Raw genomic sequence first — 24533 nt, forward strand, 5'->3', positions numbered from 1 at the left:
AAAGACACGCGCTAGCTGTCGCGGTCGAGCAGCGCGACGGTGAACCCGCCGACCGGCGTCACCTGGTCCGGTGTGCCGTACCGGGCCCGCAGCGCCTGCGCCTCGTCGTCCGGGACGGCCGTGAGCGGGTCCCGGGTGTCGCCGAGCACCAGCAGCCAGATCCGCGCGCCCTGCCCCAGGCAGGAGGCCGGCAGGTCGCAGACCGCGGGCGACAGGTCCTCCGCGTCGTCGGCGCTCTGCGCGACGAACACCGGGTACGGGTGCACGTCCGACGGGAGGTAGTAGCTCACCCCCGGCCAGACCATCGCCCAGGACTGGTCGCCCAGCGGGGCCGCCATGCCGTCCCCGGCGCGGTAGCCGGCCGCGATCACCGCGGCGGCCGCCCGGAACGGCTCCTCCGAGCCGTTGTGCGAGCCCACGTAGCGCACCGCGGGCTGCTTCGGCAGCGCCGCCGCGGCCGGGACGGCCAGCATTCCCACGGCCAGCGCCCCCGCAGCCACCCGGGCCCCCGAGCGGAGGCGCAAGCGCCCGGCCAGGCCCGTCGCGAAGCCGTACGCCGCGCCGACCCCGCCACCGGCCAGCACCGCCCAGGCCGGCATCGTGAAGAGCAGGTACCGCTCGATGAAGTACGAGGTGTCGCCCTGCGACACCACCCACACGCCCACCACCGGCAGCTCCGCGAGCAGCAGCGCCTGCCAGGCCTGCACCCGCCGGCCGGGCAGCAGCAGCGCGGGCAGCGCCAGCACCGCGAAGGCGTAGAACACCAGGTGCGAGCCGAACAGGTGCTCGCCGAAGTGCAGCAGGCCGCCCGCCGACGGCTTCTCGATCCAGCCCAACTGCCGGTCCGACTGCCGGCTGCCCAGCAGCACCACCGGCAGCACCGGCAGGGTGGCCACCAGCACCGCCAGCGGGTACCGCCACAGCAGCCGCCGGTCCACCGACCCGCGGGTGCGCCACAGGTGCAGCAGCACCAGCGCGGCCTGGCCGGCCACCGTGCTGAACGAGATCAGGTGGCCGGCTCCGGCCAGCGCCATCGCCACGCAGTACGGCGCCCAGCGGCGCCAGGTCGGCTGCTCCAGGGCCCGCAGCAGGAACCAGGTGGCCGCCGCGATCGCGCAGGTCACCAACGCGTAGGCGCGGGCCTCCTGCGCGTACCGGGAGACCTCCGGCGGCACCGTGAACAGCAGCCCGGCGCCGACGGCCGCCACCCGGTTGCCGAACATCCGCTCGGCGGTCAGCGCCACGAACGCGGCCGCCCCGGCCATGGCCAGCACGGACGGCATCCGCAGCGCCACCGTCGAGTCGCCGAACACCGCCGTCCAGACGTGCATCACCAGGTAGTAGGCGCCGTTGCTGGCGTCTATGTGCTGGAGCAGCCGCAGCAGGTCGCCCAGCGACCGGGTGGCCACCGTCCAGGTCGCCATCTCGTCCCGCCACAGATCCGGCGTCCCCAGCCGGTACCCGCCCACCGCCAGCATGACCACCGCGGGCCACAGCCACACCTGCCCCAGCAGTCGGACCACCGGGCGCCCAGCAGGTCTCATCGGGTCCTTCGTCTCCTTCGTACGGCGGGCCGGCGGATCGAACACTTTCCCGCAGGCTACTTGACCCGCCCTGACGCCCCGTCGGCACCCGCGCTCACGGCCGCGCCGGCGCCGGCCCGGTGACCGGGCCGTCACGGACCGCGCGCGCACCGGACGCGCTCGGGACGCGCAGGGCGACTCCAGGGCACCCCTGGCCGGAACGGTCCAGGGACGTTTCCGGCCAGCCGGATTCCCTTCCACCGCCGCTGAGCTGCGACGAAGCTAGTGATCGCCGCCAGGGAGCACCGCTCCGGACGGCGCCGGAGGATCCGTCACCGCGGGACGCGACCACCGGACCCACCCAGCCGTCGCACCCGTAGAAGAGGACACCGTCATGCTCCGCACCGTCATCGCCAAGGCCGCCGCGGTCGCCACCCTCACCGTCGTCGCCCTCGGCACCGCCGTCGCCGCCCAGGCCGCGACCGCCCCGCCGACCACCGCCGTGGTCGCCGGCGACATGATCTGGGGCTGACGGTCCGCGAGGACCCAGGAGCCCCGGGCCCCCGGAGGACCCGAGGGGCCGTGACGGCCGGCAGGCCGTAGGGCCGCACCACCCCGCCGCACCGCCTCGCCGCACGATCCGGAAGCCCCGGACCCCCGGAACCCGTCCGGACCCGACCCGACCGGCTGCTCCTGCAGGGCAGCCGTCCCCCGGGTCCGCACCCGGGCGCCGCACGCCGGTCTCCCGGCACCGCCGCGCCCCGAAGTCCCGGCACCGCCGCTCCGCGGCGTCACCGGTCGGCCGTTCCCGCAGGCCGGCCGACCGGACGCCCCGCACACAGCGCACCGCACGCCGCAAGCCGCGCGCACGGTCGCCCTCCGTCGTCGGGCCCCACCGCCACCGAGGCCGGGCCCAGTCACCAGCCTCCCCCCGCTCCCTCTGGAGATCCGTCATGCCCGTGAACCGCACCAAGCTCGCCAACGTCGCCATGGCCGGTGCCCTCGCCCTCGGCGCGGCCGTCTCGACCGTCTCGCTGACCACCCAGGCGCACGCCGTGGGCAGCTCCTCGGTCAACGGCGCGATCAGCCGGGACGAGATCATCGCCCGCGCCCAGAACTGGGTCGACCAGGGCGTGCCGTACAGCCAGAGCCTGTGGCACAGCGACAGCAACGGCTCCTACCGGCAGGACTGCTCCGGATTCGTCTCGATGGCGTGGCACCTCGGATCCAGCCGGGTCACCTCCACCCTCGACGACGTGTCCACCAAGCTCGGGAGCCTCGACGACCTGAAGCCCGGCGACATGATCGACAACATCAGCACGCACGTCGTGCTGTTCGCCGGCTGGACCGACGGCAGCCACAACACCGCCGTCATCTACGAGGAGCCGAAGCCCGGGCTGACCGCGCGCAAGACCACCTACTCGCGCAGCTACCTGATCTCCGGCGGGTACATGCCGTACCGCTACGACAACACCGTCGACAGCGCCCCGCTGCCGCCCAAGCAGAACGCCGTGGGCTGGGGCGCCCAGGTGGTGGTGAACGGCGGCGGCAACGTCTTCCACAGCACCCGCTCCTCCAACGGCACGTGGACCGGCTTCGGCAACGTCGAGAGCGCGGCCGGCGACATCGGCGGCGTCCAGTCCATCGCGGACGCCGGCATCAACGGGGACACCCACGTGCTCGCCGTCGGCGGCGACGGGAACATCTACCACACCATCCGCCACTCCGGCGGCTCCTGGGACCGCTTCAGCGACATCGGCCCGCAGACCAACCAGCTCGGCAGCGTCACCAAGGTCTCGGCGGTCTCGATCGGCGGCGACCTGCACGTCCTCGCGGTCGCCAACGGCAGGCTCTTCCACACGGCGCGCCTCGCCAACGGCACCTGGATGCACTTCGGCGACATCACCCCGGCGGGCGGCCCCGTGACCAGCGCCTCGGCGGCGAGCGTCAACGGCGTACTCCAGGTCGTGGCCGTCTCGGACGGCACCGTCCTCCACACCGTGCGCGCCGTCGACGGGAACTGGTCGGGCTGGGGCAACGCCTACGATGCCGCCGGGAACATCGGCCCCGCCCAGGACGTCGCCGTCGCCGGCACCGGTGCCGACGCGCAGATCGTCGTGGTGACCAACGACGGCCGGCAGTTCCACGGCGTCCGCTACGGCAACGGCAGCTGGCAGCAGTTCGCCGAGCTCGCCCCCGTGATCGGCTCGTTCACCGCCAACCGGGTCAGCGCCGCCAACGTCGACGGAGAGTTCCAGGCCGTCTTCATCACCAACGACGACCGGATCATGCACACCATCCGGGACGGTGCCGGCAGCTGGGACCCGGCGGCCCCGATCCAGCTGAACGGCGTCAGCGGCAACCACTACGCCGTCTCCATCGGCGGCACCTACAACTGACCGTCCCGCCCGCCGGACCCACCCGCCGGCCCACCGCCGCCGCTCACCCGCGGTGGGCCGGCACCCCGCCGCCCACGCTCACCGTCGCGCCGCTCGCCGCCGCTCACGCCCCGCCGCGCGACGCCGCCGCTCAGGCCCCGCCGCTCCGCCCGCCCCCGGCTCCGTCCCGCGCGAGCCGTCCCCCTCCGAGAAAGAGGACCCGATGTCCCGCGCACCCCGCCGCCGCGCAGCCGCGCTCACCCTCACCGCGCTGGCCGCCCTGACCCTCTCCACGGTCGCCACCGGCTCCGCCCAGGCCGCCTCGGTGGCCACCTGGGAACGCGTCGCACAGTGCGAGAGCAGCGGAAACTGGAGCTACTACAAGGCCGGTTGGCAGTTCTACGGCGGCCTGCAGATCACCAAGAGCACCTGGGAGGCCTTCGGCGGCACCCAGTACGCACCGCTGCCGCACCAGGCCACCAAGCAGCAGCAGATCATGACGGCGGAGCGGATCCTGGCCGGCCAGGGCACCGGCGCCTGGCCGAGCTGCAACGCGGGCCTGGGCAGCGACCACGCCGACCCGTACCCGGGGCCGACCACCCCCGTCAGCAAGGCCGGCGACCTGTACCACGCGACCCGCCTCGCGGACGGCAACTGGACGTCCTTCAGCCCGCTGAACGGCTACGGCGGCGCCGCCTTCTTCAACGGCACCCAGGACGCCATCGCGGCCACGCCGGACGGGTCGACCCAGACGCTGGCCACCGGCGCGGACGGGAACCTGTACCACACCGCCCGCTACACGAACGGCTCCTGGACGGGCTGGGCGCCGGTGGACGGCTACGCGGGCGCCGCGCGGTTCGCCGCCCAGGGCGAGGCGATCGTCGGCATGTCGAACGGCGACAGCCAGCTGATGGCCATCGGCAAGGACGGGAAGATCTACCACAACGCCCGCTACGCCTCCGGCAGCTGGCAGGGCTGGGCGCAGGTCGGCGACTGGGGCGCCCAGAAGATCGCGGCCGCCAGCCTGCCGGACGGCAGCATGCAGGTGCTGATCGTCGGCTACGACGGCAACGTCTACCACAACGTCCGTTCCGTGAGCGGCTCCTGGCAGGGCTGGAACGCCGTCGCCGGCTTCGGAGCGGACACCTTCCAGGCGAAGGACGTCGCGATAGCCGGCCTGCCCAACGGTGACGCGCAGCTGCTGGCCTCCGGCAGCGACGGCAAGCTCTACCACAACATCCGCCTCGCGAGCGGCTCCTGGCAGGGCTGGGGCGCCGTGGACGGCTTCGGCGGCGCGGCGGGCTTCCAGGCCACCAGCTTCGCGATCACCGGCATGCCGAGCGGTGACACCCAGCTGATCGCGGTCGGCAACGACGGCAAGGTCTACCACAACGCCCGCTACGCCTCCGGCACTTGGCAGGGCTGGTGGAACACCGCCTTCGCCGGGCAGAAGGTCTCCATCGCCGGCATGCCGGACGGCGGGGCCCAGATGGTCGTCTCCCGGGGCTGACCCGCCCCGCGGTGGCCCGTCGGGTACGACCGCAGACCGCGGCGGCCACCGGCCGCGGCGACCCGCCCGGGCCGCCGCGGCCGGTGGCACGCCCGGACCGCCGAGCGCAAGATCACGTACCCGCCGCCCGGCCGTCGCCCGACCCGCTACACTGGCCCCGTGACGGCTTGCCCTCGGGCCGGCCGCCAAGGATCCGCCAACGGGACGCAGCCGCTCCCCGGCGGATCCCGCCTCAGTAGCTCAGGGGATAGAGCACGGCTCTCCTAAAGCCGGTGTCGCAGGTTCGATTCCTGTCTGGGGCACGACGCAGGACGCAGAAAAGGCCCAGGCCGGAGGGTGAATCCCCTCGGACCTGGGCCTTCGCCGTTCCGTGCCCCCGTCGTGCCGTGCCCCAGTCGTGCCCCAGCCGTGCCGGTCCGGTCCGGCGGACGGTTCAGGCCAGGGTGAAGCGGTGGCGCGCTGCGGCGGGGCGTCCGCCGGCCAGGGCGAGGTCGGCCAGCAGCGTCTCGGTCTCCCGGACGGTCCGCAGCACCCCCGGGTCGAGGTCGACGACGACGAGTTCGCGGCCGTCCTCGCCCGCCTCGGCGAGCAGTCGGCCGTCCGGCGCCCAGACCGCGCTGCCGCCGCAGGTGTGCCAACCGCCGGTGTGGCCGATGTGGTTGGCGAGCACGGTGTAGAGCGTGTTGTCGAGCGCGCGGGCGGGGAACCAGGTGCGGGACTCGTGGTGGCCGTGGCCCACGCTGAACAGGGCGCCCACCAGGTAGGCGTGGCAGCCGTCCAGGGCCGCGGCGCGGGCGTGCTCGGGGAAGCCCGAGTCGTAGCAGACGCCGAGGCCGAGCCGCCAGCCGTCCAGCTCCAGCGTGCAGCCGGTCGTCCCGGGGCGGAAGTGGTCGCGCTCGGCCTTGAACAGGAACTGCTTGTCGTAGCGGGTGACGAAGCCGCCGTCCGGGCCGATGACGAGGGCGGAGATGTGCAGGTCGGCACCGTCCTGCACGGCGGCGCCGACGATCGCGGCGGTGCCCGTCGCGCGGCAGGCGTCGGCGACCGGCGCGAGCCGCGGGTCGGCGGGCTGGACGGCGTGGGTGAGCGGGTCCGAGGTGATCAGCCCGATCTCGTAGCCGGCGAGGAACTTCTCGGCGAACAGCACCAGGCGGGCGCCGGCCCGGGCGGCCTCGCGGATCAACTCGGCCGCCTGGGCGGCGTTGGCGGCGATGTCGCCGGCCACGGCCCGGGCCTGGACGGTGGCGATCCGCAGCGGCCGCTCCGGGTACCCGCCCTCGGTGGGGTGGCTGGCGGGGGCGGCGGGCGCGGCGTTCATGACCGTCACGCTAGCGGACGGTGGCGTCCGGATTCCGGACGAGGTGCCCGCGTGTGCCGGCGGGTCGGCGCGGTGGTGGCGGGGTGGGCCGGCGAGGGGGCGGGCCGGTGGCCCGGTGGGGGATCGGTGGCGGGCGGTGGGCGGCCGGCGTGCGCGGGTGACGCCGGGGTAGCGGCACCACCACCCGCACACCGTGACGTGTGCTCAGCGGCCGGGCGTCAGCGGCTTCGCCCGGGCGGGTGCGTCAGCGGACGGCCTCGTCGGGGTGGTCCGCCGGGTCGCCCTGCGGTTCGGCTCCGCGCGGCGGCCGGACGGACGGCACGATGATCCGCTGGACCCGGGGCCTGGTGCGCCAGTTGACCCGCCGGACGTCCCGGGCCAGCGCGCCCGGGCGCCACAGTTCGACGAGGGCGGTCACGGCGCCCAGCACGATCCCGGCAGCCAGCCAGCCGGCAACCACGTCGCTCGGCCAGTGCACCCCGAGGGCGATCCTCGTCCACCCGATGGTCAGCACGCTGACCGCGGCCACCGTGCAGGCGGCGGTCCGGCCCCGGCGGTGGACCCGGTACCAGACCAGGCCGACCAGCACCGCGCAGGTGATCGCCGAGGCCATGGCGTGCCCGGAGGGGAAGGCCGGGCCGCCGGCGTGCGAGACCGGGTCCCCGAAGGACGGCCGTCTGCGGTCGACGGCCAGCTTCAGTGCCCACAGGGCGCCCCAGCCGACCAGGGTCTGGGCGGCCACCCAGCCGGCCAGCACCCGGGCGCCGATCAGCCAGAGCCAGGCGGCCGCGATCCCCAGGAGGGCACGCATCGTGATCGTGCCGCCGATGTCGGAGAGCGTCTGCACCGAGGCGGTCCAGATCCGGTGCTCCCTGGCGAAGATGTGCAGTTCGTCGATCCAGCTCTGGTCGAGCTGTTCAAGGGGGTGCCAGTGCCCGGTCACCAGGACGGTCAGCAGGCCGAACAGCGCGGCGCAGCCCACTGCGAGCGCCGAGTCCCGCAGCAGGCGGCGGTGACGCGCAGTGACTGAGGTCGCGCTGTTGGTCAGGTGCATGGCTGACACCTTCCCAGTGTCCCGGGTCGATCGGGACGTGGAGTGATAGCGATTCGGCATCGTTTGTGCGGAGAACCTGCGTGCGCCGGGGTGTGAGCGCGGGTGATCGCCGGGGGCGCGGGGAACGACCGTGCCCGTCCGCCGGTTCACCCTGTAGGGCGGTGGTCGTGTGCACGGGGCGTGAGCGACCCGCTCGGAAGCGGTCGCAGAATCGGCACCGGAGGTGCCCGGCCGGTCACCCAGCGTCCAGAACCGGGGTGAAAACCGGCAGGATACTGCATGGCGCGGAAGAATCTGAGTGACTTGGGAATGTTGTCCGGAATCTGTTCGTTGGATCGTTACGTGTGAGCCCCGCGGGGCCCGCACTTCTTGCCCTCTCGGGGCAGGCAGGCAGAGCTCGGCAATTCCAGCAAAGGGAGCAAGCATGGCCACCCGTGCCGTCGTTCGCGACAGGGCCGACCGGACTCGCGCGGCCCGCCCGACCAACCTCGAGGCCGACCGTGACCTGGTCGGCATGTACCTCGACGAGATCGCCAGGACGCCCCTGCTCGATGCCGCCGAGGAGGTCGAGCTCTCGCTGCGGATCGAGGCCGGCGTGTACGCCCAGCACCTGCTGGACGAGGGCGGGTTGCCCGACGGCGTCTCGCGCGAGGAGCTGGAGGTGATAGCCGAGGACGCGGAGCGCGCCAAGGACGTCTTCATCCGCTCCAACCTCCGACTCGTCGTGGCGGTCGCCCGCCGGTACCCGCGCAGCGGCCTGCCGCTGCTGGACCTCATCCAGGAGGGCAACGCCGGCCTGGTGCGCGCCGTCGAGAAGTTCGACTACGCCAAGGGTTTCAAGTTCTCCACCTATGCCACCTGGTGGATCCGGCAGGCGATCACCCGCTCGATCGCCGACCAGTCCCGCACCATCCGGCTGCCCGTGCACCTGGTCGAGGAGCTCGGGCGGATCCGCCGGGTGCAGCGCGAGAAGTCCAAGGAGCTGGGCCGCGAGGCCGACCCGGCGGAGATCGCGGCCGAGCTGGACACCACCGAGGCCCGGATCAAGGACGTGCTCGACTGGGCCCGTGACCCGGTCAGCCTCAACATGTCGGTCGACGACGAGGGCGAGACCCAGTTCGGCGACCTGGTCGAGGACACCGGGGCGACGTCCCCCGAGGACGCCGTGATGGTCATGCTGCGCCGCGAGGAGCTGGACGACCTGATCGGGCGGCTGGACGACCGCACGGCCTCGATCATCCGCTCCCGCTACGGGATGGAGGACGGCCGCGAGCGCACCCTCACCGAGGTGGGCAAGCAGCACGGCCTCACCCGCGAGCGGATCCGCCAGATCGAGAAGCACGCGCTGGCCGAGCTGAAGAAGATCGCGGACCACGCGGGCTTCGAAGCGGCCTGACCGAGCGGCCTGACCGAGCGGCTTGGCCGACCGACCCGGCCCACCGGTCCGAGCGAGCCGCCCGGCCGTGGCACGCGACCGGACCGGCCTCCCGGGCCCCGGTGCGGAGAACTCCGCACCGGGGCCCGCGGTTCGCGGAGCCTAGGCTTGAGGGCGGAACGATCCGGGCGAGCAGCGGAGTGAGCAGGGTGGAAGAGCAGGAGCAGGAGCAGGAGCAGGACCGGGGCCAGCGGAAGCGCGAGGAGCAGCCGGCCGCGGCCAAGGCCCGGCTGGTCTTCCGTGACCCGCTGGACCAGCAGTCGAGCGACGACACCGACGCCGGCTGGGGCGACCGCCCCGGGGCGGGGGAGAGCGGTGGGCGGGGGCTGGACTGGTACCTGAACCAGCGCCCGCCGCACCACGGGGACTGAACGGCGCCGAGCGGCGCCGAAGGGGACGGGAACGGACGGGACGGGAACGGACGTGGCGCGGACGGGGGCCGGGCGGGTGGTGCGGCCCGTCAGCTCCGGGCGGTGACCAGCGCGTCGCGGATCTCGGTGAGCAGCAGCACCTCCTTGGCCTCGGCCTCCGCGGTGGACTCGGCGAGGGTCTTGCGCCGCGCGGTGAACCGGTTCATGGGGACGATCAGGCAGAAGTAGACGACGGCCGCGGTGATCATGAACTGCAGGACGGCGCTGAGCACCGATCCCCACAGGATGAAGATCCCGGACACGACCTCGCCGGTGGGGCTCACCTCGCAGGGGCCCTTGAGGCAGGAGCTGTAGGACGCCAGGTCCTTGGCCCCGAACACGCCGACGATCGGGTTGATCACGCCCTTGACGAAGGCGTTGACGATGTTGGTGAAGGCCGCGCCGATGACGACGGCGACGGCGAGTTCGACGACGTTCCCGCGCAGCAGGAATTCCTTGAAGCCTTTCATGCCGCCGTGAACGACGAAGTCGTCGCCCGGTTACGGGTGATCTTCCAGTGCTCCGGATTGACAACCCGTCCGGCCCACCGCGCCGCCCGGAGGGGGCGGCAGCCCGGCCCGGGCGGGCCCGACCGCGAGTGCCGCGGCCACGGCGAGCAGCACCGCCGCGGGCACCCCGGCCCGCCGCCGTACGACGTGCCGCCAGCGGTGCCACCGGCCGGCGCCGCGCCGGATCGGCGGGAACCGGGGCACCTCCTGCCGGGGCGGGACGGTGGGCGCGGGCAGCGGGATCGAGAGGATCGGGGAGGACATCGGCACCACCGGGGTCGTAGGGCGCCGGCCCCTGCCGGGCCGGCCGCGTTCTGCTGACCCACACGATGGGCGCCCGGCGCCGCCGCGGGAAGCCGTTATCCGCAGCCTGTGGACAACCCGGCCCCTGTGGACGAATCCGTACACCCGCAGGAGTGAGTACGGCCGGCCGGATTGACGACCGGGCCGGTCCGGGGCCACCAGAAGGGCCTGGAACCACGAGAAGGGCCTGGGACCACCAGAAGGGCCCGGAACGACGAAGGAGGCCCGGAACGACGCCCGGGAACGACGAGAAGGCCCGCCGCCCCCGCGCGGAGCGGGGGTGACGGGCCTGTCCCGTGTCGTCGACGGTGCCGGCCGGGCCGGCGCCGTGATCAGCTCGCGGCCGGAGCCGGGCTCGAAGCGCTCGAGGAGCTCGAAGCGGAGGACGTCGAGGAGGACGTCGAGGTCGAGGACGAGCCGTTCGAGGACGTCGAGGACGAGCCGGTCGACGCCGAGCCGCCGGAGCCCACCGAGCTGCTGGAGGACGAGCGGCTGTCGGTGCGGTAGAAGCCCGAGCCCTTGAACACGACGCCCACGGCCGAGAAGACCTTGCGCAGTCGTCCCTGGCAGTCGGGGCACGTGGTCAGCGCCTCGTCGGTGAACTTCTGCACCGCCTCCAGGCCGTTGCCGCACTCGGTGCACTGGTACTGGTACGTGGGCACTTGTCTTCCTCCTGGCACTCTCGCCTGATGAGTGCTAACGATGGTCAATGATGCGGCATTCCGCGGGATCAGTCCAGCGACTCCGGTGTGAGATGAGCCGGGTTGAACGCCCGCGCCGTTCCGGGGTGGTGGTCCGGCGCGGACCGCGGGTACCGGCTCAGCCCTTGGCCGCACCCACCAGCTGCCGCGCCGCGGCGTGCTCCGACGGGGCCGCGTCCGCCGCGGTCGCCCCGTCCGCACCGCCGGCGCCGACCGCGCCGCCGGGCGCGACCAGCAGGTGTCGCAGCGCGACCAGCGCGACCAGGCCGAGGCCGGCGCCGATCACCGGCACCAGGAAGCCCGCGGACGGCCCGTTGGCGTCGATCAGCTGGCCGGCCACCATCGAGCCGACCGCCAGGCCGAGGCCGATGGCGCCGGTCAGCCAGGTGAAGGCCTCGGTCTTGGCGCCGTCCTCGACCAGCGTCTCGACCAGGGTGTAGCCGCTGATCAGGGTCGGTGCGATGGCCAGGCCGCAGACCAGCCCGGCGACGGAGAGCGCGACCAGGTTGGGCATGGCCCACAGCGTCGAGCAGCCCAGGACCAGCAGCGCGTAGCTGGCGATCATCCGCTGCTGCACCGCGTGCCGCCAGGCGATCACGCCGTAGAGCACGCCGGCCACCATCGAGCCGCCGGCGAAGATCCCGTACACGGTGCCGGAGGCGTCGTGCTGGCCGACCGAGTCGGCGAAGGCGTTCACCGAGACCTGCATGCCGCCGAAGACGGCGCCGACCCCGAGGGTGACGCCGGCCAGCAGCCGGACGCCGGGCGAGGAGAGGGCGGAGGCGCGCCGGGCGCCGGGGCGCGGCGTGATCCGGGCGGGCGCGGTGCGCCGCTGGGTGGCGAAGACCAGGCCGCCGACGAGGGTCAGCGCGGCCTCGGCGATCAGGCTGGCGGAGGGGTTGACCGAGGTGGCGATCTTGGCTGCCACGATCGGGCCGACCACGAAGGTGAACTCGTCCGTCACGGACTCGAAGGCGAACGCGGTGCTCACCTTGGCGGCGGAGGTGGCGGACGCGCCCTCGGCGCCGAAGGTGGCGACCCAGCGGGCGCGGACCATGGCGCCGATCTGCGGCACGCTCGCACCGGCCGGGACGGCGGCCAGGAACAGGGTCCAGGCCGGGGCGTGCCCGAGCGCGAGGGCGATCAGCACGCCGACCGACAGGGCGTGCACCAGGACGGTGGGGACGAGCACGGTGGCCTGTCCGTACCGGTCCGCGAGGCGGCCGGTCTGCGGGCCGATCAGGGCCTGCGAGACGGCGGCGACGGCGGTCACGGTGCCGGCGGTGCCGTAGGAGCCGTGGGTGTCCTTGACGAGCAGCAGGATGCCCATGCTGAGCATCGCGTAGGGCAGCCGCGCGACGAACGCGGGCACCAGGAACGTCCAGGCGCCGGGCGTGCGGAGCAGCGCCCCGTAGCCGACGCGGGCGGGCGCGCTGGTGGCGCCGGCGTCCTCGGCGTTGTCGACCGTTCGGCGGGCCGTCACGGTCGGTCCTTCCTGCTGCCTGGTAGCGCGGCAGGGCATGGTGTGGCCCCGACGGCGCCGAGAGTCGTCCTCTCGCGCGTCGACCGGGGTAGATACCGGGCCGGTCCGGCGTGTGGGCCGGGGCCGGACCGCGGCCGCCGAGCGGTCGCGCCAACTCTGCGTCAGGCAGATGCTGGGTGTGGTGTATCCATCATACATATACGCGCGTAGATGTCGCGCTGGCCACCACACTACAGGGCAAATCCAAAACTGTCCTGCCTATTGAAGGTGAACGGCGCGTTAAGCCTTGAAAGCCACCCTCAACCCGCCGCCGCCCGCCGCCGCCACCCGGCCCGGCCCCGCCGCGAGACCTCCGCCGCGAGACCCCGCCGCCGCACCCCGCCCGGGCTCACCGCCCGTTCAGCCACCCCGCGAGCTTGCCACCCCGGTCCACGGCCCGCAGGCGCCGCTCGGCCGCCTCGCCGACCGCGTCCGTGGTGACCACCAGCAGCTCGTCCCCGCCGCGCAGCACCGTCGCCTTGTCCGGCACGAAGGAGTTGCCCTCCCGCACCACCAGGGTGACCGCCGCCCCCTTGGGCAGCCGCAGCTCGCTGATCTCCACGCCGGACATCCGCGAGGTCGGCGAGAGCGCGACCGACAGCAGGTGGCCGTGCAGCTTCTCCAGCGGGGCGGACTCGATGCCGAGGTCCTGGCCCATGGCGCCCTCGCCGACCCGCAGCCGCTTGGCCACCCAGGGCAGGGTCGGGCCCTGCAGCAGGGTGAAGACGACGACCAGGATGAAGACGATGTTGAAGACGTCCTCGGCCCGGTGCGCGCCCGACACCACCGGGATGGTGGCCAGCACGATGGGCACCGCCCCGCGCAGTCCGGCCCAGCTCAGCAGCGCCTGCTCCCGCCCCGGGACCTTGAACGGGGTCATGGTGAGCACCACCGAGAGCGGCCGGGCGAGGAACACCAGCACGCCGCCGATGACCAGCGCGGGGGCGACCGAGGAGCCCATGGTCTCGGGCGTGCAGAGCAGGCCGAGCAGCACGAACATGCCGATCTGCCCGATCCAGGCCAGTCCGTCGGCGAAGCCCCGGACGGCCGGGCCGTGCGGCAGCTTGGCGTTGCCGAGGATCACCGCGCAGATGTAGACGGCGAGGAAGCCGGAGCCGTGCAGCAGCGCGCCGCCGGCGTAGGCGAGCACGGTGAGCGCCATCACGGCGATCGGGTACAGGCCGGAGGACGGCAGTGCGACGTGCTTGATCCCGTACGCGCCGATCTTGCCGACCGCGAACCCGACGGCGGTGCCGATCGCCAGCTCGGCGACGATCGTGCCGACCAGGACGTACCAGGAGTCCAGCTCGCCGACGGTGGCGAAGGCGACGACCAGGATGACGACGGGGGCGTCGTTGAACCCGGACTCGGCCTCCAGCAGGCCGGTGAGCCGGTGCGGCAGCGGGACCATCCGCAGGACGGAGAAGACGGCGGCGGCGTCGGTGGAGGAGACGATCGCGCCGAGCAGCATCGAGGTGCGCCAGTCCAGGCCGACCAGCCAGTGCGCGCCGGCCGCGGTGACGAACACGCTGATCCCGACGCCGACGGTGGCGAGCGCGGTGGCGGCCGGCATGACCGGTCTGACCTCGCGCCAGCTCGTCTTGAGGCCGCCCTCGGCCAGGATGACCACGAGCGCCGCGTAGCCGAGCACCTGGGTGAGCTCGGCGTTGTTGAAGGTGACGCCGATGCCGTTCTGGCCCAGCGCGACGCCGATCCCGAGGTAGATCAGCAGGCTGGGCAGGCCTGATCGGGTGGAGATGCGCACGGCGACCACTGCGACCAGCAGGATCACGGAGAACTCAAGGAGCAGCTGGTTCAGGTGGTCGATGTTCACGCAGTGGCACCTCGGGCAGGCAGGGGCGGGCGGGGTGTCGGTCGTGCTGGCGAAGGGGGGCCCGTTAAGAAGTCGTCAATGCTCCCCTTGCGGATCGTTACGCAGTCTAACATTTTGCCATATCTTTAGTTTCCTGTCCTCCCCGGGCCCCCACCAGCCCTTCCGGGACTCCCCGTTGACCTCCTCCGATCCCGTGCGGAGCGTCCCCCGTGCACGGTGCTCGGCCGACTCGGCCTAATGTGGTGCCCTGTCACGGCCCCAGGCCCTGGACACGCCCGCCCGCCCCGAAGTCAGGACCGCAAGGACCCAGATGCCCCGCTCGAAGAAGTTCCGGCGCGCCCGTCTGTTCGTGATCGTGCTGGTCGTGCTGCTGGTGGCCGGCGTCGGCTACGGCGGCTACCGCGGGGTCACCGCGGTCCGCGCGTCCTTCCCCGAGGTCGACGGCAGCGTCAAGGTGGCGGGCCTCAGCGCGCCGGTCGACGTCAAGCGGGACGCCAACGGCATCCCCCAGCTCTACGCCGACACCTCCGAGGACCTCTTCCGCGCCCAGGGCTACGTCCAGGCGCAGGACCGGTTCTGGGAGATGGACGTCCGCCGGCACATCACCGCCGGGCGGCTCTCCGAGATGTTCGGCGACGGCCAGGTCGACACCGACGCCTTCATCCGCACCATGGGCTGGCGCCAGGTCGCGCAGAAGGAGTTCGACACCAAGCTGTCGCCGGAGACCAAGAAGTACCTGCAGGCCTACGCGGACGGCGTGAACGCCTGGCTCGCCGAGCACCCCGGGGGCGAGAAGGCCTCCCTGGAGTACGCGCTGCTCGGTGCCGTCAACGGCGACTACAAGCCCGAGCAGTGGACCCCGGTCGACTCGGTGGCCTGGCTCAAGGCGATGGCCTGGAACCTCTCCGGGAACCTCCAGGAGGAGATCGATCGCGCGCTGCTGGCCCAGGACTTCGGGCCGGACAAGATCGCCGAGCTCTACCCCGAGTACCCGTACACCCGCAACGGCACGATCGTGAAGACCGGCACCGTCTCCGGGGACACCTACCGCCCCGCCGACGGCAACCCGCCGACCGGCTCCGCCCCCGCTGCCACCGCGCAGGGCGCGGCCACTACCAAGGCGCTGCTGCAGGGGCTCACCGACCGGGTCGACGGCATGCCGCAGCTGCTCGGCCGCCCCGGCCAGGGCATCGGCTCCAACTCCTGGGTCGTCGCCGGCAGCCACACCACCACCGGCAAGCCGCTGCTGGCCAACGACCCGCACCTCGGCCCCGGCCTGCCCTCGGTCTGGTACCAGATGGGCCTGCACTGCCGCACCGCCTCGCCGGCCTGCCAGTACGACGTCTCCGGCTTCACCTTCGCCGGGATGCCCGGCGTGGTGATCGGCCACAACAAGGACGTCGCCTGGGGCTTCACCAACCTGGGCGCCGACGTCACCGACCTCTACCTGGAGAAGGTGACCGGCCCGGACACCTACCAGGTCGACGGCAAGGACGTGAAGTTCGACCTGCGCAAGGAGACCATCAAGGTCGCCGGCGGGGACGACCGCACCATCACCGTCCGCACCACCCAGACCGGCGCCCCGCTCATCTCCGACCAGAGCACCGAGCAGCAGAACGTCGGCAAGTACGCGCCCAACGGCAGCGCGGCCCCCGACCGGGGCACCGGCGGCTACGGCGTCGCGCTGCAGTGGACCGCGCTCAACCCCGGCAAGACCATGGACGCCGTCTTCGCCCTCGACCGGGCGAGGAACTGGGACGACTTCCGGGGCGCCGCCAAGGACTTCGCCGTCCCCGCGCAGAACCTGCTCTACGCCGACGCCAAGCACATCGGCTACCAGGCTCCGGGCGACGTCCCGGTCCGCGCCAAGGGCGACGGCACCCTCCCGGCCCCGGGCTGGGACTCCGGGTACCAGTGGAAGGGCTCGATCCCCTTCACCGCGCTGCCCTACAGCCTCGACCCGGCCGCGGGCTACATCGTGACCGCCAACCAGGCCGTGGTGGACCCGAGCTACAAGTACTCGCTCACCAAGGACTGGGAGTACGGCACCCGGGCCAAGGAGATCACCGACCAGATCGAGGGCCTGCTCAAGAACAACGGGAAGATCTCCCCGGACGACATGCAGTCCATGCAGCTGGACAACACCAGCATCATGGCCAAGACGCTCGTCCCGCTGCTGCTCAAGCAGCAGATCGACGACCCGTACGTGCGCGAGGCCCAGGACCTGCTCAAGGACTGGAACTACCACCAGGACGCCGACTCGGCCGCCGCCGCCTACTACAACGGCGTCTGGCGCCAGCTGCTCACCCTCGCCTTCGGCCAGAAGTTCCCGGCCGACCTCCGGGCCAAGGGCAACTGCCTGCTGGTCCGCCAGCAGGACGACCCGACCAAGCCGGACAGCTCCAGCAAGATCGTCACCGAGTGCGGCACCCGTGACCCGGGCAAGGCCCAGCCGGACGGCGGCGACCGCTGGACCGAGGTGGTCCGCCAGCAGCTCGACAAGCCCGACAGCTCCTGGTGGACGTACATCGACTCCGACCACAAGGAGCAGAAGGGCCTGGACAACCTGCTCAAGGAGGCGATGAAGAACGCCCGGCAGGACCTCACCGCACTGCTCAGCAAGGACGTCTCCACCTGGAGCTGGGGCCGGCTGCACAAGCTGACGCTGCGCGAGCAGACCCTCGGCACCGACGAGTCCTCGATCGCCTCCGGCGTGGTCCACCGGCTGCTCAACCGCGGCCCGTACCGGCTCTCCGGCGGCTCGGCGGCGGTCGACGCGGCCGGCTGGAACGCCGCGGCGGGCTACCAGGTGGACTGGATCCCCTCGATGCGGATGGTGGTCGACCTGAGCGACCTGGACTCCTCGCGGTGGGTCAACGTCGGCGGTGCCTCCGGCCACGCCTTCCACGACAACTACAACGACCAGACCGACCTCTGGCTCAAGGGCAAGCTGCTGACCTGGGCCTACACGCCGGACGCGGTCGAGAAGGCCACCAAGCACAAGCTGGTGCTCACCACCGGCTGACCCGGCACGACCCGACGGCCCCGCTCCTCAGGAGCGGGGCCGTCCGTCGTCCGCCCCGGGCCCCGGCCCTACCGGGCCGGTCCCGAGCCCCGAGCCCCGGGCACCGCCCCACCCCGCCCCGCCCCGCCCCGCTCACCCGAGCCGCTGCGGCCCCGACGGCACGACCGCCAGGTCCACCGAGCGGTCGTGCGGCTCGGCCGGCACCCGCGCCAGCAGCTCGTCCTCGTACAGCAGCACCGCCAGCACCGGCCGCGCGCCCGCCCGCTCCAGCCGGGCCAGCACCCGGTCGTACGACCCGCCGCCGCGGCCCAGCCGCAGCCCCCGCCGGTCCACCGCCAGGCCCGGCAGCAGTACCACCGAGGCGGCCGTGACGGCCTCCGGCCCGAGCCGGGGCCCGACCGGCTCCAGCAGTCCGCGCCCGGCCGGGGCAAGTTCCCGCGGGCCGCCGTACTCGGCCCAGTCCAGGTCGTTGTCGGGCAGCAGGACCGGCAGCAGCACCCGCACCCCGCGCTCCCGCAGCGCGTCCAGGAGCGGACCGGTCCCCGGCTCGGAGCCCACCGAGACGTACGCGGCCACCGTGGCGCCCGGCTCCGCGAGGGCCCCGGCGTGCCCGGCCAGCGCCCGCGCGGCCGCGGACCGCTCCCCGGCGGTGAGCGCGCGCCGCCGCGTCAGCAGCCGTGTCCTCAGCTCGCTCTTCTCGTTGTGCATCGGATCCTCCGCAACTCTGCCCCGCCGGCCGCTGCCGTCGACCCGCAGAGCCTGACACGGGAAAGGGCGCCCCGATTGTCCACCCCGCTGCTGGTCCAGGCCCTGGCCGCGCTGAGCGCCCCGGCGCTGGCCGGTGCCGCCGTGCTCGGGCTGCGCCTGCGCCGGGGCCGCGGCGACGCCGCCGCCCGGGAGGACGGGCTGCGCGAGCGGATCGCCGAGCTGGAGGCGCACTGCGCCGACCTGGAGCGCACGGCCTCCTGCGACCCGCTCACCGGGGTGTGGAACTACCGGCACCTGCAGCTCACCCTGGACCGCGAGATCGAGCGGGCCCGTCGCGCCGGGCGCCCCGACCAGCCGGACGGGCCGCGTCCGCTGGCCGTCCTGCTGCTGGAGATCGCCGGCTTCGACGCGGTCGTCGCCGAGCACGGGCGGGGCCGCGCCGGCGCGATACTGCGCGACCTCGCCCAGCGGCTCGGGATGGAGATCCGCCGGTCCGACACCCTCGGCCGCTACAGCGGGGAGGAGTTCCTGGTGGTGCTGCCGGACACCGGCGCGGAGGGCGCCGCCCAGGTCGCCGAGCGGCTCGTCTGGTCGGTGCGCCGGCACCTGCTGCTCGACTGGTCCTCGGGCCCGCGGGAGCCCCGGCCGGCCGGCGGCAACGGGCTGACCGCCGCCGTAGGGGTCGCCGTGCTGCCCGAGGACGGCACCCACGCCGCCGTCCTGCTGCGCGCCGCCGACCGGGCGCTGGCCGAGGCCCGGTCGGCCGGCGGCGACTGCTGGCGGGGCCGGCCGGGACCGCTCCCCGCGCACGGCGGCGGCACGCGCCCGGCACCCCCCTGCGAGCAGCCCGGTTCCGGTGCGGGGCAGGCGAACAAGGCGGAACCTGACTGTTCGGGAAAGCCGGGTAGTGTGTCCGCCTGTGCCGGAGGTGACTCCCTCGCCCATCCGGTCGCTTCCCATACGCCTGCCACCGTGGCCGGGCCCCGTGACGTGCTGTCCTAGCCGTCCGACCGTGCTCGGCCCGGGCAAAACGTGCCTGAGTAAGGTAAACGCATGACGACGACCAACTCCCGAATTCCGGTAACCAAGGCCGTGGTACCCGCGGCCGGACTGGGCACCCGCTTCCTCCCGGCCACCAAGGCCACCCCGAAGGAGATGCTGCCCGTCGTCGACAAGCCGGCCATCCAGTACGTCGTCGAGGAGGCCGCCTCCGCGGGCCTGTCCGACATACTGATGGTCACCGGCCGCAACAAGCGCGCGCTGGAGGACCACTTCGACCGCGCCTACGAGCTGGAGGAGCTGCTCGCCCGCAAGGGCGACCAGGACCGCCTGGCCCGCGTCCGGGAGTCCGTCGAGCTGGCCAACATGCACTACGTCCGCCAGGGCGACCCGAAGGGCCTCGGCCACGCCGTCTCGGTCGCCGAGCAGCACGTGGCCGGCCAGCCCTTCGCCGTCCTGCTCGGTGACGACCTGATCGACCCGCGCGACCCGCTGCTCTCCCGCATGATCGAGGTGCAGCAGGAGCTCGGCGGCTCGGTCGTCGCCCTCATGGAGGTCGACCCCTCCCAGATCCACCTCTACGGCTGTGCCGCCGTCAAGGCGAACGGCTTCGGCGAGGACGTCTTCCAGGTGACCGACCTGGTCGAGAAGCCCGAGACCGACGAGGCCCCCTCGAACTACGCCGTCATCGGCCGCTACGTCCTCGACCCGCTGGTCTTCGACGTGCTGCGCGAGACCCCGCCCGGCCGCGGCGGCGAGATCCAGCTCACCGACGCCCTGCGCGAGCTGACCACCCGCGAGCCGGAGGCCGGCGGCCAGGTGCACGGCGTGCTCTTCAAGGGCCGCCGCTACGACACCGGTGACCGCGCGGACTACCTGCGCGCTATCGTCCGTCTGGCCGCCGAGCGCGACGACCTGGGCCCGGAGTTCCGCTCCTGGCTGCGCGAGTTCGTCGCCTCCGAGCTGCAGGACTGACACGACGACAGGGAGCGAGCCGCCGATGACCGGGTCCACCGAACACCCCACCGGATCCGCCGCAGCCTGCTGCGACGGGTCCACGGACCCGGCACCGGCGGCCCGCCGCCTCTGGACGGTGGACGAGCACCTCGCCGACGTGCTGGCCGCGGTCGGCCCGCTGCCCGCGATCGAGCTGCGACTGCTCGACGCCCAGGGCTGCCGGCTCGACGAGGACGTGGTCGCCGGCGGTGACCTGCCGCCCTTCGACAACAGCTCGATGGACGGCTACGCCGTCCGCACCGCTGACACCGACGGCGCCACCGGGCAGTACCCCTCGGTGCTCGCGGTGGTCGGCGACATCGCCGCCGGCGCGGGCGAACTTCCCCGGGTCGGGCCCGGCCAGGCCGCCCGGATCATGACCGGCGCCCCCCTCCCGCCCGGTGCCGAGGCCGTCGCCCCGGTCGAGTGGACCGACGGCGGCACCGGCACCGGCGTGGCCGCCGACGCGATGACCGCCCCCGTCGAGGACGAGGAGGTCCGCGTCCTGCGCCCGGTCGCCGGGGGCGCGCACGTCCGCCGGGCGGGCAGCGACGTCGCCGCCGGCGCGAAGGTCCTGGAGGCCGGCACCCGGCTCGGCCCCACCCAGCTCGGCCTGCTCGCCGCGATCGGACGCGCCGCGGTGCGGGTCCGCCCGCGCCCGCGGGTCGTGGTGCTGTCCACCGGCAGCGAGCTGGTGCAGCCCGGCGAGCCGGTCGGCCCCGGGCAGATCTCCGACTCCAACAGCTTCACCCTGACCGCGGCCGCCCAGGAGGCCGGCGCCATCGCCTACCGGGTCGGTGCCGTCCCGGACGACGCCGACCGGCTCCGGGCCGCCCTGGAGGACCAGCTCGGCCGGGCCGACCTGATCGTCACCAGCGGCGGGGTCAGCGTCGGCGCGTACGACGTGGTCAAGGAGGTCTTCGAGTCCTACGGGGGCGTCGACTTCCGCAGGCTCCGGATGCAGCCCGGCAAGCCGCAGGGCTTCGGCCGGATCGGCGGCGGGGACGGCGTCCCGCTGCTCGCGCTGCCCGGCAACCCGGTGAGCGCCTACATCTCCTTCGAACTGTTCGTCCGCCCGGTCATCCGCACCATGCTCGGCGCCGCCGACGTCCACCGCCCGGTGGTCCGGGCGCTCTGCCCGGCGGAACTGCGCTCCCCGGCCGGCCGCCGGCAGTTCCTGCGCGGCCGCTACTCGGCCGCGGACGGCACCGTCGAGCCGGTGGGCGGCGCCGAGTCGCACCTGGTCGGCGCACTGGCCCGGGCCGACTGCCTGATCACCGTGCCCGAGGACGTCACCGCCCTGCCGCCCGGCAGCGAGGTCGACGTGGTGCTGCTCGGCTCCTGAGCCCGTGTCCCGGCCCCCGGCCCCTCCCGCGTGGCGGGGCGGGGGAGCTGTACGGTAGCGCGGTATTCGATCTGCGCGCCCCTGGAGCCCCCCGTGACGACACCTCCCCCCGGCGACCGCCTCACCCACGTCGACGACCAGGGCGCCGCCCGGATGGTCGACGTCTCCGAGAAGGCCACCACCGCGCGGACCGCCGTCGCGGCCGGCCGGGTCCGGGTCTCCCCCCGGGTGGTCGAGCTGCTGCGCGGCGAGGGCGTGCCCAAGGGCGACGCCCTCGCGGTGGCGCGGATCGCCGGCATCATGGGCGCCAAGAAGACGCCCGAGCTGATCCCGCTCTGCCACCCGATCGCCGTCTCCGGCGTCAAGGTCGACCTCGTGGTCGCGGACGACGCCGTCGAGATCACCGCCACGGTGCGCACCGCCGACCGCACCGGCGTCGAGATGGAGGCGCTCACCGCCGTCGCGGTGGCCGGCCTCACCGTCATCGACATGGTCAAGGCGGTCGACAAGGGCGCCACCGTCGAGTCCGTCCGGGTGCTCGCCAAGACCGGCGGCAAGAGCGGCGACTGGTTCGCGCCGGAGGCCGGCGCGTGAGCGGGCGGGCCGGGCGGGCACTGGCCGTCACCGTCTCCAACCGGGCCTCGGCCGGCGTCTACGAGGACAAGGGGGGCCCGCTGCTGGTGGCCGGGCTGACCGCGATGGGCTTCACCGCCGACGGCCCCCGGGTCGTCCCGGACGGCGAACCGGTGGAGGCCGCGCTGCGCGAGGCCGTCGCGGCCGGCTACGACGTGGTGCTCACCACCGGCGGCACCGGCATCTCGCCGATGGACCTCACGCCCGAGATGACCGCCCGGGTCATCGACCGGCAGGTCCCCGGCATCGCCGAGGCCGTCCGGGCCCACGGCCGGGAGAAGGTGCCGACCTCGGCGCTCTCCCGCGGGCTCGCCGGCCTCGCCGGACGTACCCTGATCGTCAACCTGCCGGGCTCGACCGGCGGCGTCAGGGACGGCCTGGCCGTCCTGGAGCCGCTGCTCGCCCACGCCGTCGACCAGCTCGGCGGCGGGGACCACCCCCGGCCCGACGCACCAGAGTCCGGGAGAGCGCACTGAACGCCGGCTGGCCGGTAGAGCTCCACGAGGGGGACGTCGTGCTGCGCCCGATCCGGGCCCGCGACCAGCGCGAGTGGCAGGAGGTCAGCCGCCGCAACCGGGACTGGCTGCGCCGCTGGGAGGCCACCGTGCCGCCGGGCCCGGCCGGGCAGACCGCCGGCCCGCGACCGACGTACCGGCAGATGGTCCGCTTCCTGCGCGGCGAGGCCTCGGCCGGGCGGATGCTGCCCTTCGTGGTGCTCCACAAGGGCCAGCTGGTCGGCCAGCTGACCGTCGGCGGCATCACCTGGGGCTCGATGTGCTCGGCCAACGTCGGGTACTGGATCGACGAGGCGGTGGCCGGGCGGGGCATCATGCCGACGGCCGTCGCGCTCTCGGTCGACCACTGCTTCCGCACCCTCGGACTGCACCGGATCGAGGTCTGCATCCGCCCGGAGAACGGGCCGAGTCGGCGGGTGGTGGAAAAGCTGGGCTTCCGCTCGGAGGGAATCCGCCCGCGCTATCTCCACATCGACGGCGACTGGCGCGACCACCTGGTGTACGCGCTGACCGACGAGGAGATCCCGGAAGGGTTGCTGGGGCGGTGGCGGGCGCTCAGTTCCGGTCGCGATCCGAGTAATTGAATATATGTTCGAATCAAATATCGATATGGCATCGGCACGCCCGTGGACCGGCACAAATGCCGGCAAAATAGTCGGAGAATCAGCTTGATCACACGACACGCCGCGCCAAATTGCTGCCAGGCCTTCCCCGGCGCCCGTACGGTGTGAATCGTGAGCAGTAGCGGCCTTATCTACGCCGTCATCGTAGGGGCCTGGGCCGCCTATCTGGTGCCGATGTGGCTCCGCAGGCAGGACGAACTCAACGAGGCACGTCCGACGGAACGCTTCAGCACCGCCATCCGCCTGCTGGCCGGGCGATCGGCACTGGAGCGGCGGGCAGCCCGGGCCCTGGGCGACGGACCGCGTGACGACGAGCAGGACGGCGACGGCCCTCCCGGACGGGACGAGGCCGCCCCCGGCGACCCCGCGGACACCGCGGAACCCGGCGCGGAGCCCGCGCCCTCACCCTCGCCGGTGCCCTCGCCCGCGGCCTCGCCGGAGCGCGCGGCCCGGGCCGAGCGGCCCGCGGTCGCCCCGCAGGGCGGGGCCCGGCGCCGGGCACAGCTGCTGGCCCGCCGGCGCCGGATGGTCACCGGCCTCTTCCTGGCCTTCGCGCTCGGCGCCGTCGTCGCGGCCGTCGCCGGACTGGCCTTCCTCTGGGTCCCGGCCGTCCCGGCACTCCTCCTCACCCTCTACATCGGCCACCTGCGCAAGCTGGAGCGCCAGCGGTACGAGGTGAAGCTCGACCGCGACCGCGCCGCCCAGGCCGCCGAGCGGCTGCGCAAGCGCGAGCAGCAGCGGGCCGCGGCCCCGGAAGCCGCGGCCGCTCCGGCCGAGGCCCCCGCGGCCCCGGACCGGGCCGCCGGTGAGCGCACCGGGCGCCGCCCCCACCTGCGGCTGGCGGCCGACCCGGAGGAGGCCACCGTGTCGGTGGCGTCCGCCTCTGTGGTGGCCGAGGCGACCGAGCATGAGGAGTGGGTCGACGGCATGCGCGAGCGCGGTGCGGCCGGCCCGGACTCCTGGGAGCCGGTGCCCGTCCCGCTGCCGACCTACGTCACCGCGCCGGTCGCCCCCCGGGTGTCCCGCAACCTCGACCTGTCGGCCCCGGGCACCTGGACCGCAGGCCGCCCGGCCGAGCCCTCCCGCAACACCCCGCTCTTCGACCAGTACGCCGAGGCCCCGGCCCCCGAGGCGCGCCCCCGCGCCGCCAACGAATGACCCCTCCGGCCCCCGACCAGCACCGGGCCGCCGG

21 protein-coding genes and 1 tRNA gene are annotated in these 24533 nt (G+C 73.7%); 14 read left to right on the forward strand and 8 right to left on the reverse strand.

The features are described 5' to 3' along the window. Positions 1-11 precede the first annotated feature (11 nt). A complete protein-coding gene (locus tag AB0N04_RS19060) occupies positions 12-1544 on the reverse strand; it encodes a glycosyltransferase family 39 protein (protein WP_360213543.1) in 1533 nt (510 codons plus the stop codon). Positions 1545-1917: 373 nt separating this feature from the next. Between AB0N04_RS19060 and AB0N04_RS19065 the strand changes: the two genes are divergently transcribed. The 4 genes from AB0N04_RS19065 (at position 1918) to AB0N04_RS19080 (ending at position 5713) form a co-directional block, all read left to right on the forward strand. Then, positions 1918-2055, forward strand: coding sequence for a hypothetical protein (locus tag AB0N04_RS19065; protein WP_360213545.1), 138 nt, complete (start codon positions 1918-1920; stop codon positions 2053-2055). A gap of 421 nt (positions 2056-2476) precedes the next feature. After that, the gene (locus AB0N04_RS19070; RefSeq protein WP_360213547.1) at positions 2477-3922 is read left to right on the forward strand and encodes a hypothetical protein; all 1446 of its coding nucleotides are present in this window, start codon (positions 2477-2479) and stop codon (positions 3920-3922) included. 202 nt (positions 3923-4124) lie between these two features. Beyond that, complete coding sequence (locus AB0N04_RS19075) at positions 4125-5411, forward strand: transglycosylase family protein (RefSeq protein WP_360213549.1); 1287 nt, start codon at positions 4125-4127, stop codon at positions 5409-5411. A gap of 229 nt (positions 5412-5640) precedes the next feature. Then, positions 5641-5713 (forward strand) — tRNA-Arg (locus AB0N04_RS19080). A gap of 131 nt (positions 5714-5844) precedes the next feature. On the opposite strand, the gene AB0N04_RS19085 is transcribed toward AB0N04_RS19080, so the two are convergent. Together AB0N04_RS19085 and AB0N04_RS19090 are read right to left on the reverse strand one after the other, a co-directional pair. Beyond that, positions 5845-6729, reverse strand: coding sequence for a carbon-nitrogen hydrolase family protein (locus tag AB0N04_RS19085; RefSeq protein ID WP_360213551.1), 885 nt, complete (start codon positions 6727-6729; stop codon positions 5845-5847). Between the two features lie 244 nt (positions 6730-6973). After that, the gene (locus AB0N04_RS19090; protein WP_360213553.1) at positions 6974-7783 is read right to left on the reverse strand and encodes a phosphatase PAP2 family protein; all 810 of its coding nucleotides are present in this window, start codon (positions 7781-7783) and stop codon (positions 6974-6976) included. 424 nt (positions 7784-8207) lie between these two features. Between AB0N04_RS19090 and AB0N04_RS19095 the strand changes: the two genes are divergently transcribed. Both AB0N04_RS19095 and AB0N04_RS19100 read left to right on the forward strand, forming a co-directional pair. Beyond that, positions 8208-9179, forward strand: coding sequence for a sigma-70 family RNA polymerase sigma factor (locus tag AB0N04_RS19095; RefSeq protein ID WP_360213555.1), 972 nt, complete (start codon positions 8208-8210; stop codon positions 9177-9179). A gap of 188 nt (positions 9180-9367) precedes the next feature. Continuing rightward, a complete protein-coding gene (locus AB0N04_RS19100) occupies positions 9368-9589 on the forward strand; it encodes a hypothetical protein (protein WP_360213557.1) in 222 nt (73 codons plus the stop codon). An 89-nt stretch (positions 9590-9678) separates the two neighbouring features. Here the strand turns inward: AB0N04_RS19100 and mscL are convergent, their stop codons facing one another. The 4 genes from mscL to AB0N04_RS19120 form a co-directional block, all read right to left on the reverse strand. Beyond that, positions 9679-10098, reverse strand: coding sequence for a large conductance mechanosensitive channel protein MscL (gene mscL / locus AB0N04_RS19105; protein ID WP_360213559.1), 420 nt, complete (start codon positions 10096-10098; stop codon positions 9679-9681). Between the two features lie 674 nt (positions 10099-10772). Next, entirely contained in the window at positions 10773-11102 is a 330-nt protein-coding gene (locus AB0N04_RS19110; RefSeq protein WP_360213563.1) for an FmdB family zinc ribbon protein, read from the reverse strand. 157 nt (positions 11103-11259) lie between these two features. Continuing rightward, positions 11260-12624, reverse strand: coding sequence for an MFS transporter (locus AB0N04_RS19115; protein WP_360213565.1), 1365 nt, complete (start codon positions 12622-12624; stop codon positions 11260-11262). A gap of 388 nt (positions 12625-13012) precedes the next feature. Beyond that, a complete protein-coding gene (locus AB0N04_RS19120) occupies positions 13013-14497 on the reverse strand; it encodes a potassium/proton antiporter (protein WP_360213567.1) in 1485 nt (494 codons plus the stop codon). Between the two features lie 310 nt (positions 14498-14807). On the opposite strand from AB0N04_RS19120, the gene AB0N04_RS19125 reads away from it, so the two are divergent. After that, positions 14808-17522: a penicillin acylase family protein gene (locus AB0N04_RS19125; RefSeq protein WP_360213569.1), complete on the forward strand. Its 2715-nt coding sequence runs from the start codon at positions 14808-14810 to the stop codon at positions 17520-17522. Between the two features lie 132 nt (positions 17523-17654). Here AB0N04_RS19125 and AB0N04_RS19130 read toward each other — a convergent pair whose 3' ends face one another. Continuing rightward, the gene (locus AB0N04_RS19130) at positions 17655-18230 is read right to left on the reverse strand and encodes a 5-formyltetrahydrofolate cyclo-ligase (RefSeq protein ID WP_360213571.1); all 576 of its coding nucleotides are present in this window, start codon (positions 18228-18230) and stop codon (positions 17655-17657) included. A gap of 75 nt (positions 18231-18305) precedes the next feature. Here AB0N04_RS19130 and AB0N04_RS19135 point away from each other — a divergent pair, with 75 nt between their 5' ends. From AB0N04_RS19135 to glpR, 7 genes are all read left to right on the forward strand, one after another. Beyond that, the gene (locus tag AB0N04_RS19135; RefSeq protein ID WP_360213573.1) at positions 18306-19232 is read left to right on the forward strand and encodes a GGDEF domain-containing protein; all 927 of its coding nucleotides are present in this window, start codon (positions 18306-18308) and stop codon (positions 19230-19232) included. A 51-nt stretch (positions 19233-19283) separates the two neighbouring features. Beyond that, on the forward strand, positions 19284-20204 hold the full coding sequence (galU, locus tag AB0N04_RS19140; protein WP_360213575.1) for a UTP--glucose-1-phosphate uridylyltransferase GalU: 921 nt from the start codon (positions 19284-19286) through the stop codon (positions 20202-20204). A gap of 25 nt (positions 20205-20229) precedes the next feature. Further along, positions 20230-21570 carry a gephyrin-like molybdotransferase Glp gene (gene glp / locus AB0N04_RS19145; RefSeq protein ID WP_360213577.1) on the forward strand — a complete coding sequence of 447 codons (1341 nt, stop codon included), beginning with the start codon at positions 20230-20232 and terminating at the stop codon, positions 21568-21570. A 153-nt stretch (positions 21571-21723) separates the two neighbouring features. Then, positions 21724-22164, forward strand: a complete 441-nt coding sequence (moaC, locus tag AB0N04_RS19150) for a cyclic pyranopterin monophosphate synthase MoaC (RefSeq protein ID WP_360213629.1) — start codon at positions 21724-21726, stop codon at positions 22162-22164. Next, the gene (locus tag AB0N04_RS19155) at positions 22161-22679 is read left to right on the forward strand and encodes a MogA/MoaB family molybdenum cofactor biosynthesis protein (protein WP_360213579.1); all 519 of its coding nucleotides are present in this window, start codon (positions 22161-22163) and stop codon (positions 22677-22679) included. Before moaC ends, AB0N04_RS19155 begins: the two co-directional genes overlap by 4 nt. Then, positions 22676-23302, forward strand: a complete 627-nt coding sequence (locus AB0N04_RS19160; protein ID WP_360213631.1) for a GNAT family protein — start codon at positions 22676-22678, stop codon at positions 23300-23302. The genes AB0N04_RS19155 and AB0N04_RS19160 overlap by 4 nt, the downstream gene beginning before the upstream one ends. A gap of 150 nt (positions 23303-23452) precedes the next feature. Continuing rightward, positions 23453-24499 carry a gephyrin-like molybdotransferase receptor GlpR gene (gene glpR, locus AB0N04_RS19165; RefSeq protein WP_360213581.1) on the forward strand — a complete coding sequence of 349 codons (1047 nt, stop codon included), beginning with the start codon at positions 23453-23455 and terminating at the stop codon, positions 24497-24499. Positions 24500-24533 lie beyond the last annotated feature (34 nt).

The sequence above is a fragment of the Kitasatospora sp. NPDC051702 genome (assembly GCF_040681575.1).
GTDB lineage: Bacteria > Actinomycetota > Actinomycetes > Streptomycetales > Streptomycetaceae > Kitasatospora.